General features: G+C 42.2%; 9 protein-coding genes. 6 read left to right on the top strand and 3 right to left on the bottom strand.

The features are described 5' to 3' along the window. Positions 1 to 96: 96 nt before the first annotated feature. From GJU40_RS16565 to GJU40_RS16550, 4 genes are all read left to right on the top strand, one after another. Complete coding sequence (locus GJU40_RS16565) at positions 97 to 1,794, top strand: DUF6044 family protein (protein ID WP_154309185.1); 1,698 nt, start codon at positions 97 to 99, stop codon at positions 1,792 to 1,794. A 10-nt stretch (positions 1,795 to 1,804) separates the two neighbouring features. Continuing rightward, positions 1,805 to 2,830: a glycosyltransferase family 2 protein gene (locus GJU40_RS16560; protein WP_154309184.1), complete on the top strand. Its 1,026-nt coding sequence runs from the start codon at positions 1,805 to 1,807 to the stop codon at positions 2,828 to 2,830. A 4-nt stretch (positions 2,831 to 2,834) separates the two neighbouring features. Continuing rightward, a complete protein-coding gene (locus GJU40_RS16555; protein WP_154309183.1) occupies positions 2,835 to 3,236 on the top strand; it encodes a GtrA family protein in 402 nt (133 codons plus the stop codon). A 64-nt stretch (positions 3,237 to 3,300) separates the two neighbouring features. Continuing rightward, positions 3,301 to 3,882 carry a hypothetical protein gene (locus tag GJU40_RS16550; protein ID WP_154309182.1) on the top strand — a complete coding sequence of 194 codons (582 nt, stop codon included), beginning with the start codon at positions 3,301 to 3,303 and terminating at the stop codon, positions 3,880 to 3,882. Between the two features lie 196 nt (positions 3,883 to 4,078). Here the strand turns inward: GJU40_RS16550 and GJU40_RS21280 are convergent, their stop codons facing one another. Next, positions 4,079 to 4,201 (bottom strand): hypothetical protein, encoded by a 123-nt coding sequence (locus GJU40_RS21280; protein ID WP_281350735.1) that lies wholly within the window; start codon positions 4,199 to 4,201, stop codon positions 4,079 to 4,081. A 360-nt stretch (positions 4,202 to 4,561) separates the two neighbouring features. Here GJU40_RS21280 and GJU40_RS16545 point away from each other — a divergent pair, with 360 nt between their 5' ends. Continuing rightward, entirely contained in the window at positions 4,562 to 6,091 is a 1,530-nt protein-coding gene (locus GJU40_RS16545; RefSeq protein WP_154309181.1) for a glycine betaine uptake BCCT transporter, read from the top strand. Between the two features lie 556 nt (positions 6,092 to 6,647). Here GJU40_RS16545 and GJU40_RS16540 read toward each other — a convergent pair. Further along, the gene (locus GJU40_RS16540) at positions 6,648 to 8,954 is read right to left on the bottom strand and encodes a glycoside hydrolase family 3 C-terminal domain-containing protein (RefSeq protein ID WP_154309180.1); all 2,307 of its coding nucleotides are present in this window, start codon (positions 8,952 to 8,954) and stop codon (positions 6,648 to 6,650) included. 274 nt (positions 8,955 to 9,228) lie between these two features. Here GJU40_RS16540 and GJU40_RS16535 point away from each other — a divergent pair, with 274 nt between their 5' ends. Continuing rightward, entirely contained in the window at positions 9,229 to 10,452 is a 1,224-nt protein-coding gene (locus GJU40_RS16535) for an MFS transporter (protein ID WP_154309179.1), read from the top strand. A gap of 60 nt (positions 10,453 to 10,512) precedes the next feature. On the opposite strand, the gene GJU40_RS16530 is transcribed toward GJU40_RS16535, so the two are convergent. Next, positions 10,513 to 12,282: a hypothetical protein gene (locus GJU40_RS16530; protein WP_154309178.1), complete on the bottom strand. Its 1,770-nt coding sequence runs from the start codon at positions 12,280 to 12,282 to the stop codon at positions 10,513 to 10,515. Between the last annotated feature and the right edge of the window lie 493 nt (positions 12,283 to 12,775).

Raw genomic sequence — 12,775 nt, 5'->3', positions numbered from 1 at the left:
ATAACCCAATGAAACGGTTGTTCCCTAAAAAAGATACATATTTTTACCATAAATGCGAAAACTACTGGGACGAAAATTGATATGGATGTGTGATATATGAAGCTCCGTACTCTTCAAAATAAAGAACTCACCTATATAGGCATCTCCACAGCCATTTTGCTTTTATATGTTTCTCCTCTGTTTGTCCTGGGTGAACATGCACATATCCGAGTTCATGATAACCTGGATTCCAATCTGGCGTGGTATAAGGTACTGACAGAAAGCGGCCAAATGCTGGGAAAATTGGACGCAGTCCTTCCCCAGATTATCAATGGCCTGCCCCGGCATTCACTGGGAACAGAGTGGAGCCTGATTGTCTGGCTTCATGCGCTGTTTCCTTCCATGACTGCCTATGCAATCAGTCAGCTGATCGCCCGCCTGGTGGCTTTTACCGGCATGTACCTGCTGCTAAAAAAACATGTTGTTCGAGATTCTTCTGCATTTCTCATCATTGCAGGTGTATCATTAGCCTTCGCTCTCACACCATTTTGGCCGTCCGGCATGTTAAGCACGCTTGGCCATCCACTGGCACTTTGGGCCTTTCTGAACATTCGCAGCGGGCAATATTCCTGGAGGGAATGGCTGACGCTCGCACTGCTGCCTCTGTACTCAAGCATCGTGCTTGGCTTCTTCTTTTTTTTAGCAGCAGTTGGAGGACTATGGCTCTACGATTGTATTAAAAAAAGAGATGCCAATCCTGTTTTTCTAATCAGTATTCTGTTTATGACAGGCGTCTTCATGCTCGTAGAATACAGGCTTGTCCACTCTATGCTCTTTTCAGAGGAAGTGTCCCATAGAAGTGAATTTATTTCCTCACGTCATGGCTTTGCCAGAACCATCAAGCTGTCATTCAAAAATTTTGTCTTTGGCCATACCCATGTGATGACAGTTCACACTGCAATCATTCTGCCCCTTATGCTGCTGTCTGCCTTGGTCATGTTGATTAAAAAGGAAGGAAAAGAAAACAAACTTTTTTTCTTTCTCCTGATCTTGAACTACGTTATTTCATTTTGGTACGCTCTTTGGTTTAACACGATCTGGATTCCTTTGAAAGAAAAATTCGACCTTTTGAATACTTTCAACTTCGCACGCTTTCATTTTTTAAAACCGTTGCTGTTTTATGTTTCTTTTGGTATTGCTCTTCATTATCTCTGGAAAAAGAAATCCTTCTGGAGGGGAATCGCGGCGGCAGCAGTACTTGGCCAGATTTTGATTCTTCTTCCTTTTCAGGAAGAATGGCTGTACGGCCGCCACTACCAATCACCTTCCTTTCAGGAATTTTTCGCAAAGAAGCAGTTTCAGGAGATAAACACCTTTATCGGCTTGCCTCAAGATTCATACCGTGTTGCAAGCATAGGCCTTCACCCCGCAGTTGCACAGTACAATGGATTTTACACGCTGGACACGTATAACAATGTATATCCGCTTACATATAAATATCAATTTCGAAAAATAATAGAAAAAGAACTTCAAAAAAATCGGAAGCTGCGCAGCTATTTTGATGAATGGGGAAGCCGCTGTTATATCTTCGTTGATGAACTTGGCAAGAAGTATGAATATAAAAAAACGTCGAAAAAAACCATCAAACATCTTCAGCTTAATACTGAAGCTTTTCAGGAGATGGGAGGACGATATTTTTTCTCAAGCGTGCCAATTCTCAATGCAGGCGAAAACAACTTACGGCTGCTAAAGGAATTTACCCACGAAGACTCCGCATGGCGGATCTATTTGTATGAGGCTGTGCAGAATGAGTAGGAGGAATAACATGGAGAATACGCTCCCTTTGCTGACAATCGCAGTTCCCTGCTACAACGAAGAAGAAATACTGGAAAAATCCATCACAGAGCTCACATCAGTCCTGTCAGGATTAATGAATACCGCAAAAATTTCACCTGACAGCAGGCTTTTGTTTATAGACGACGGCAGCAAAGATCGCACTTGGGGCATCATTTACAGAGAAAGCATAAAAAATAAATGTGTAACAGGAATCAAGCTTGCGCGAAATGTCGGCCATCAAAAAGCATTATTGGCTGGACTTCATAAAGCTGGAGCAGTATCGGACTGTGTCATTTCCATTGACGCAGATCTTCAGGATGACATCAAAGTAATTGAAAAGTTTGTCGGTAAATACCATGAAGGCTTTGACGTTGTGTATGGTGTCCGCAGTTCACGTGATACAGACACATACTTCAAAAGAACATCTGCACAAACTTTTTATCACTTTATGAACAAGCTAGGTATTCACCTTATCTACAACCACGCAGACTGCAGATTGCTAAGCCGCAGGGTGCTTCAAGAACTGTCACACTATCAGGAGGAAAACCTGTTTTTAAGGGGAATCGTTCCTCTCATTGGATATCGGTCTACGGAGGTTCATTATGAAAGAAAAGGGCGTACTGCGGGCGTGTCAAAATATCCTCTGAAAAAAATGCTTTCTTTTGCATTTGACGGAATTACATCATTTAGCGTTGCTCCCATCAGGATGATTACTTCGCTCGGCGTCGCCCTCTTCTTTGTTTCAGTTCTAGCAGCAAGCTATGCCCTGCTGCAAAAAATGATGGGCTTTACATATGCCGGCTGGACTTCCCTGATGATCTCCATCTGGTTTCTTGGAGGTCTGCAGCTTATGGGAATCGGCATGATCGGAGAGTACATTGGCAAGGTATTTGTTGAAGTTAAAAAACGCCCTAAATACGCCATTGATGTAGATCTATATTCCAATCCTTCGACTATATTACTTGAGAAGCGGAAGGAGCTGTCAAGGCGCAAGGCAGTAACCTATAAGAGGTAACGGGATGTTAAAATCATCTTTTTCCAGATTTATATTGGTGGGATTGATTAATACAGCTTTAGGATTAAGCACCATGTTCATTCTTCTGCATGGTGCCGGTCTGTCTTATTGGGTCGCAACTCTAGGCGGCAATGCTGCCGGAGCCTGTTCCAGCTTTGTCCTTAACAGATCATTCACGTTTCAAAGCAAGCGCTCTGTTCACCAGACTCTTCTCAGGTTTCTGATCGTGATTTGTATTTGCTATTTTTTTGCTTATTTTGTTGGTTTTCAATCAGCCTCTTGGGCAATCCATCAAATTGCAGAACTTCCTCTTGGCTATGTTGAGGATATTGCCATTCTGCTTGGCTCAGGCTTATATACAATTCTCACTTATATCGGGCAGCGGCGTTTTGTTTTCCTGAAGTAGAAACACCACGATAACAAAATGAAATGGTATAATGTTCTCAAACATCACTAAAGGAGAACAAGCAATGAAAAAGATCTTTACAATGCTGCTCTCGCTAACTCTTCTGCTTTCTGCCTGCAGCAATTCTGATACCTTGCCTGAGATAAATCAAGAGCCGGAGGAAACGCCATCAGAAGAAACCGCCGCGGAGCCGGATGCAGACGAACAGCAGCCTGTGACTGCTCAGGAAGAAGAACAAACAATTTCTGAAGAAGATATTCCTGAATCTCAGCCTTCTGAAGCAGGCGAAGATGAAACAGCACAGCAAAGTGAAGCAAAGACAGAAACCGATATGACAGACCATGAGCTTACACCTGTTGAAGATCCCGAGCCAATGACTGTTGATGAATTTAAAAGCTTTATTTACCCAGGGATGGACTATAACGAATATTCTGCACAGCTAATGGAATGGGTTCAGTCCGGCAAAGTTGTTTTTCACGGCTCTGTTGAGGTAGAAAATGATCAGTATCCCGCAGAAACACTCGATGAAATTGAACTTGAAAACGGCTTTATAGCAGTCGGAATAGCCAAGGAAGATATCTTTATGACCATTGCAGGGTTGTGGAGCTTCAGGACGCTGGAGGAACTAAAACAATCTGCGAAATAAAAGAGCCCTGCAGCAGGGCTCTTTTATTTGGCAGGACAGGAAGAATGATCATTTCGAAAAGCAATTACTATTTTGATTTAGAAAACATCCGATAACCAATAATTGAAATATAACATTCTTCCCCTGTCCCAGAAAGAAACAACTGGCTGAAGCTTGATGTACTTTTAGTACACTAGCGTCTCACAGAGCAGACTTTTTAGTCTCTCTCCTTTGTCTTCTGATGGGCCTGCTTTCCAGGAAGATTTTCCGTAAATTGCTCGTATTGTCCCTGCACATTTTCAGGAGAATTTTCCCCTTGTTTAACTTGATGTTTTTTCATTCCTTTTTTCACCTCGCCTGCCATTATGTTAACCCTTTCATCACTTTTTTAACAAAAAAATAAATTCTAAGAAATCCCGCATTATCTCTGTGTTTCTAAGTGCAAATTTACGGAATTCAAAGGCCTTCAAAAGACAATTAGTTTATTTTAGTATATACTAATATAGTATTTCCCAAAATGAACCCCCTTGAAGTACGTATCTTTTTCCTCCATAAAATGAAACCTTTGTACAAAAAGATTGACGCAATAACAGGGTATTTTTCCAGATTGCTTCATAAAAAAGTACAATGAAAAAACTGCTTTTTGATATTAATTGAAGTAAACCCTCTGCGAATTTATCAAAGATGGGAGTTTTACCGAATGAAGAAATTTTCAGTTGTGTTTTACGTGTCTGCTGCAATTGTAGGAATGCTCGTCCTGCTCGGCATAGCCGTTCCGGAGAGACTGGAAGCATTTACAGCCAGTATGCAGGGTGCCATATCCAATTACTTTGGCTGGTACTACTTAATTATTGTGTCACTGTTTGTGTTTGTATGTTTATATTTGTTTGTCAGCCCGATTGGCCGGATTAAGCTTGGGAAACAGGAGGATAAGCCTGAGTTTTCACGTCCAACCTGGCTGGCCATGCTGTTTAGTGCAGGCATGGGAATTGGTTTAGTGTTTTGGGGAACTGCTGAACCAATCAGCCATTATGCTGTTAGTTCTCCTACAGGAACTGAGGGAACAGATCAGGGAATTATCGACTCAATGAGGTTTACATTCTTCCATTGGGGAATACACGCATGGGCAATATATGGTATTGTCGCATTAGTACTGGCCTATTTTACATTCCGCAAAGGAGAAAAAGGCCTGATCAGTGCAACGTTAAAGCCTATTCTCGGCAGGCATGCTGATGGAGTGCCAGGAAAAATGATTGATATTATTGCAGTCATTGCTACTGTGGTAGGCGTAGCCACTACTTTGGGATTTGGCGCAGTTCAAATCAACGGCGGCTTGTCTTACCTGTTTGGCACTCCTTCGAATTTTGCAATGCAGGCTGTCATAATCGGCGTGGTCACAATTTTGTTTATGATTTCTGCCCTAACCGGATTAAGTAAAGGAATCAAAATATTGAGCAACACAAATATGATTCTTGCCTTCATCTTATTTGGAGCTATGTTTATCCTAGGACCTACATTGTTTACATTGAATCTATTTACCGACACCCTCGGCAGATATATGCAAAACATTGTGACGATGAGTTTCAGAATTTCTCCATTGAATGAAGAAAGCCGCTCCTGGATTAATGGCTGGACCATATTCTACTGGGCATGGTGGATTGCCTGGGCACCATTCGTCGGAATCTTTATTGCACGCATTTCAAAAGGTCGTACAATCCGGGAATTCGTAGCAAGCGTACTTCTTGTGCCCTCCCTTATCGGATTTATCTGGTTTTCTGTGTTTGGAGGATCAGCATTAAATCTTGAGCATAATGGAACTGCTGTCATCTCTAATCTTGCTACCGAAGAGTCATTGTTCGGTGTGCTTGCGAATTTTCCATTCGGCTTGACTCTATCCATTCTTGCCATGGTGCTGATTGGAACTTTCTTTATTACGTCAGCCGACTCCGGTACTTATGTACTTGGAATGATGACGACCAACGGTTCACAAAACCCTGACAGGATTGTGAAAATAACATGGGGAGTACTTTTATCTTTGACTTCACTAGCCCTGCTGTACTCAGGAGGCCTGCAGGCGCTGCAAAACACCATGATTATTGCAGCCTTGCCCTTCTCACTCATTATGGGTTTAATGACAATCAGCCTGATAAAGGCTCTACGGCAGGAAGTTCTGGAACCTGCTTCAAGAAAAGAGTTTGTGAAAAAAGAAAAGAAAGCTTATTCTGCTTAAAGTGAATGCAGACGAACTCAGGACTAACATCCTGAGTTTTTTCTTTCTAGTATCATTGTAAAAGCGTTCGAAACCACCTTTAACAAATTTTTTCTCCTTAGAATGAATAGTTATCGACAGTAAACATGTTAAGAATGTGCCCCCATTATCCCTCAAAAACCTCTTTCCCCTTAAATTTGCACTCTTTTTCCAAAATATGCCCCTCTTCTGTCACAAACCACTGTAGAACAGGCTCAGTATTTGGAGAACGTTTTCTAGTTTCGATTGCAATAAATGGAGGTATTTAAAGAGTAATAAATAAAAAAACACATTTTAAGGAGGAGATACATGATGAAAATTAAAGTAGGAAGCTGGAGACTCCTTGATTCACAGGACAAACTATTTATCCTTAAAGCGATCAGCCAAAAATCAAGGCTGCCTAAAGCTATATGAGCTTATTGAGAACTTCAAACTTTCATATATTGTTATAACAAAGACTCAATTTCAAGCTGCTGTTGAAACTGAGTCTTTTGTTTTGTCTGCAGTATACAAAAAAAAGCCTGTCACCAGGCTTCTTCTAATAAAGAGATGTGTTCACTTTTCTTTGCAGCTCTTCATTTAATGTATCAATGATTGTGGTCAGCATCTCTTCTGTCAACGTACCCTCGCTAAAATTAGCTAATGCACGGAGCGGCATGTACCTCATCATCGCCTCCATCATTTCAATGGCGTCTCCTCCCTCTTCTGAAGCGCCTCCCATTGGTGTTTTTTCATTTATGTTTGCAAGCAGCTCTTTCGCTGTATTTCCTAAAACAGGATGTGCTAACAAATCACCCACTGTGGTGTTGCGGGATATCGCCGAGTACAGCGGGTTGGAAGATGACACCATTACCTTCTTTTTAAGCGTGATGTCACGGGAGGATTTCCCTATCAGGATTTCAAACTCGCCGCTCTCCACATGAAAATCCTTGATTTCCGTATTGTAATAGGAAAATGCTCTTTTCTTAAGAATCATGCTGACTGTTTTTTCCTCTCCGGGCTGCAGCATTACCTTCGAAAATCCCTTCAGCTCTTTATTAGGTCGAATGACTGTGCTTTTCACATCGCGTACATATAACTGGACAACTTCCTGTCCGGCAGCTGATCCGGTATTTTTGACTGTGACAGATACTGTCAAAGCTTCCTGATCGTTTATAGAGCTTGAATCAAGCTTTAAATCGCTATGCTGAAATTCTGTGTAACTCAGTCCAAAACCAAACGGAAAGAGTGGTTCCACTCCTTTTTTATCATAATACCGGTATCCAACAAATATGCCTTCTTTGTACTCTGTTTTGTCACCTTCGCCTGGAAAATTCAAAAACGAAGGATTATCGCTGAGTTTTACAGGAAATGTCTCAGCGAGCCTCCCGCTTGGATTAGCGTCTCCAAAAAGAATATCTGTGATTGCTCCGCCCTGCGCCTGGCCGCCAAGATAACCTTCCAGCAGGCCTTGCACCTTAGGGAGCCATGGCATTTCCACGGGCGCTCCATTGCTTAGGACAACAATTACCTGGCTATTTACTTCTGCAACCGCCTCAATCAGCAAGCGGTGATTTTTAGGTATGTGTAAATGCTCCCGGTCATAGCCTTCCGATTCATAACGATCCGGCAGGCCGGCAAAAATAACTGCCTTATCAGCCTGTTCTGCAATTTGCTTTGCTTCTTCAATCAAATCTTGATCTATGTCATCACTATCTATTTGATAACCTTCTGCGTAAAGAAGACTGCTGCCAAAACGGGTCTGCATTTCTTGAAAAACATCATCAAGCTTTGTTGGGTTCACATGAGAACTGCCTCCGCCTTGAAAACGGGGCTGCTTGGCAAACGCACCGATTACAGCAAGCTTCCCTTCTGAGGCAAGCGGCAAAACTGCTCCTTCATTTTTCAAAAGCACCATGCTTTCACTGGCCGCTTCCCTTGCCAGCTGATGATGTTCATCCCTATCATAATCAGCACCTTTTTTGCGCTGATCAACCGCTTTAAATATGACTGTCAAAACTCTTTCTACCGCTGTATCCAGGTCCTTCTCTGATAGCTCTCCGCTGCTGATTGCTGCAAGAATTCTGCCTTCCCCGTTTCCATAACTGCTCGGCATTTCAAGATCAAGACCGCTTGCAACACCCTTTTCACGTTCATTGACCGCTCCCCAGTCAGAAACAACAAAGCCTTGAAATCCCCAATCATCGCGAAGAATATCTGTAAGCAGCTTTTTACTTTCTGCAGCATATTCCCCATTCACTTTATTGTAGGATGACATAACGGTCCAAGGCTGTGACTGCTTGACTGCTCCTTCAAAACTGGCCAGATATATTTCACGTAGCGTTCGTTCATCTATAATGGCATCTATAGTCATACGGCGATGCTCCTGATTATTGGCGGCAAAGTGTTTTAAGGATGTTCCGACCCCCTGGCTTTGCACACCCTTAATATGGCTGCCAGCCATTTCTGAAGAAAGATAAGGATCTTCTGAAAAATATTCAAAGTTTCTTCCGCATAATGGCGATCTTTTAATGTTTGCCCCCGGTCCTAAAAGGACTGCAATCTCTTCAGCCTGACATTCTTCCCCTAGAGCAACTCCCACTCTTTGGAGCAGATTTCTGTTCCATGTGCTTGCCAAGCCTGCCGCTGAAGGAAAACAAGTGGCCGGCACACTATTATAAATACCGGCATGATCTGCCGCTCCCTGATACTGCTTGCGAAGCCCGTGCGGACCATCGCAAACCATTACGGAAGGAATACCAAGCCGCTCTATACCTTGCAAATTCCAAAAATCCTGTCCTGAACACATACTTACCTTCTCTTCCAACGTCATTTGAGATATCAGTTTCTTTATATCCACACTCATGCTCTCAGCTCCTTTACTCTAGAATACGCTTTCATTATTTCAATGTAAAAGAAAGTCCTCTGATGATAAGATCATTTGCTGTTATGATAATATGCTGCTCGTTCTGGGAACACTCTCTACAAGCTGTCAAAGTGCATGGTGAATACACTTGAATATGAACGCAAAAGAAGACCTTACAACAAAATCTAACTGCATAGTGCTTGAATTCCAAAGGCAGGAGTAGTAAAATGCTCTGATGGGAAAGAATTTTAAACCCGTGAAAGAGGGGAAAGAAATGTCTTTAAAAAAGAATAAAGTGTCGCTGGCAGTATTAATGCTGAATATGTTTATTGCCATGGTAGGAATAGGTTTAATCATTCCTGTTCTTCCGGTTTTCCTGAGGGAATTTAATGCTGGCGGCCAGACAATGGGCTACCTTGTAGCTGTCTTTGCACTAACTCAATTTTTGTTTTCTCCAGTCGCAGGTGAAATTTCCGATAAATATGGAAGACGTATTCCAATCATTACTGGACTGTTTTTCTTTACACTCTCACAGCTTATCTTTGCAGTTGGAACAGAAATGTGGATGCTGTATGTCTCCAGACTTCTTGGCGGTGTAGGGGCAGCCTTTATGGTTCCTCCAATGATGGCTTATGTAGCAGATATTACTACCGAAGAAGAACGCGGAAAAGGAATGGGTCTGCTTGGTGCCTGTATGTCCCTAGGCTTTGTCATTGGACCCGGGATCGGCGGCTTTCTTGCTGAAATCTCTTTGAGAGTACCTTTTTACTCATCTGCGGGAATCGCTGCAGTTGCTACGGTGTTATCCATTTTATTGCTTCCGGAAACACTTTCCAAAGAAACAATGGAGGCAGCACGGTCCTCTCAGCGCAAAAAGGAAAATATGCTCCTTCAAATGAAGCGCTCCTTTAAAGCTCCATATTTTATGCTGCTGATTCTTGTATTCACCATGACGTTCGGCCTTGCAAATTTTGAAGCCATCTTCGGCCTTTTCGTAGATCAGAAATTTGCTTTTACACCAAAAGACATTTCGATCGTTATCACTGCGGGTGCTCTAGTCGGCGTTTTCATTCAATCTATGGTGGTTGACAAACTGCTGACAAGATTCGGAGAAGTGAAAGTAATGTACTGGACCTTTATCGCTTCTTCCATTTCAATGGTATTCATGCTGATGGCAGGCTCATTCTGGAGCATCCTTGGCGTCACGGTCATTTTCTTCACTGCCACTTCACTTGTAAGACCTGCATTAAATACGCTGCTTTCTAAAATGGCAGGCAATGAACAAGGATTTGTTGCCGGGATGAACAATATGTATATGAGCATCGGCAATATGTTTGGACCAGCTCTTGCAGGAATTTTATTTGACATTAATATTAACTTCCCGTATATGCTGGGTGCAGTGATCCTTTTCCTCAGCTTCGGGCTTGTATATATGTTTAACAGCGGACATAAAGCATTGGAAAAGAAACCAGTGCCTGCTGGAGAAACAGGCGTCTAATAAAAATATAAAAAAGCATACGGAAGCCTTCCGTATGCTTTTTTCTGGTGCCAGACTCCACTATTGAGGATAATGAAAGGCATAGAGACAAGAGGCGAATTGGTCGAAGAGAAGTGATGATTCACCAGGCAGTTCTCCGTTTCCTGTGACACTGGTTTCAATTCCGCTGCCCCAGGTTTGCTTACTGTCATTATTTGGGTTATAAAAGTATACTCTTGCCAGCCCTTCTGGATCCAGGCTGACCCGCTGTATTAAGACGGCATGAGCACCAAGTATCCTTTCGTTGCGGTCTTTCAGCATGACACCCGCAGGCTGGGGCAAGGAGATTTTGGTATATTCATTATAATAATGATAATGCAGGTAAAAAAGCGGCAGAAAGGACGGATGATGAACAGAGCTGGCAAAACCCTTTAGTACCCCTGCTCCGTAAAATGCAGGATTAATCCATTTATGAACATCTTCATTCACGTTTTCCGTCACTTTCAGCATTTCCTCATAAATGGCGTGTAGATGAGGAATCAAAATCATTGAAACCGGATCCAGCGGGATATCATGATTCAGCTGATATAAAGAAAGACTTCCTGAAGAAATGATCTTGTCTTCGTATGAAATCTCTATTTCACCCTTTACTAACGCAGCAAGATAGATGTTCAGCAAATAAGCAGGATTTTCCTGGGCCCAGTAGCTAAGCGCCCTGGTTGACTGACAGACAGGATTATTCCCCTGACCGGCACCAAGCGGCATGCCTAGCAGATGAAGTATACCTGACACTGCCTTTGCCCTGCTTACTTCCTCGTTATTACAATCAAGAGTACTTCTTGCTTCCTCACAATAATCAGCATTCACCAAAGTTTTCAAAGCCTGTATCACATTTTCTGAAAAAATATCTCTTTCTAAAAGCTGATTGAATCCGTATAATGCCTGACGTGTTTCAGAGGTCAAACAGCTGCTTAATAATGTTTGAAAAAGAGTTTCATGCTGAAAATATGCACGATATCCCTTTTCACCCAAGCCCAGACCATATGGCAGCAGGCTCACATCTCTTTTCTGCATCTCAATCAGAACAAGAACATATCTATTTGATACGATGCCTGTTCTATTCATCAGCATCCGCTGAAAACAAGCTTCCCTTACAAGCTCTTGAGCTGATAAGTCTTTATAATCTGCAGAACTTACCGTCGCAGCGCAGCGGTAGTACACAAACTCACCTTCATGAATAGCATGCTGTTGGGATAGGTTCCTACCTGAAGAAATTAAAGTTAGAATTTTATCAATTGTCAGGGGACGCTGAACTGAGAGTTTTTCTATTTCAGCTGTTATTTTTTCAAATAGTGCCTGTGGCGATAAATAGTTTGACAAGAACTGAAAAAGGCGGAATATCAGCGGATTGCAGCTTTTAACCCGTCCCTCCTCTGTTTCATTAGGATAAAGAACATCAAAATTAAGTGCCACAACATCATTCAAATAATTTTGTGCTGCGACTTTGGAGAAAGTTTCAGACTTGCATGTACCCAGTGCAATGGCCAACAGCCTCAAATTACTTAGAAATTCAAAGATTGAAGAGGTTCCACCTGCTTCAAGTGTGCCTCTGACAAGTGAAGGCTGCAGCTTCTGCATGTCCTCCCAAGGCCGGCCCAGAAAGAGATGAGCTTCATCAAAGTAAGGCGCGTATTGAAGAAGAATATACATACCATCTGAAGAGTGAAGGAGGTTCTCGGCTTTCTTCAGCACCTCCAGCCGGTATGCTTCTTTTTGCGGAAATCCGGCTTTTTTAACTTGATCCAAGGCGGCTTTGAAATTTGATTCGTTGATATCATGCAATAAGCCCATATCCATATCCTTTCAAAAAGTATTTATTCTATCATACTTTCCAAAAGCGACGCATGATACAACTTTTTGAAAATTATAAAAATATAATTTTATGCTGGAGAAGAACTTTATATGCCCCAACATTGTTAGTTAACCTTCAAAAGAATGTTTTCGTTTTTTCTGAGAGAAGCCGATGAACCCAGCACATTTAATCGCTTAATTCCTTATAACCGAGTTCATTTTCCCATCCAGGTACTTGAAGTACATGTACGAGCTGTACCAAAAATTAAATACACACGATAAAGCTGCCGATACCAGCGAGTATCTGCAAAAGCTGTATAGGCATCCATCCTATATAGATGGCAAGAGGAAACCACAAAGTAATTGACATTTTGAACTACCCGCCACTTAACTGCTCTTGCGAGCTGTTTGAAGTGGGGGATTCCTAAGAACACCAGCGTAACCGCTAGTTATGGATTAGGCTATCCCGTTGCACCGACGGTTAGAAGCCTTA

Source organism: Metabacillus lacus (assembly GCF_009674805.1).
Taxonomy (GTDB): domain Bacteria; phylum Bacillota; class Bacilli; order Bacillales; family Bacillaceae; genus Metabacillus_C; species Metabacillus_C lacus.
Note: the sequence above shows the minus strand (reverse complement) of the source record. Positions and strands in the feature narration are given on the sequence as shown.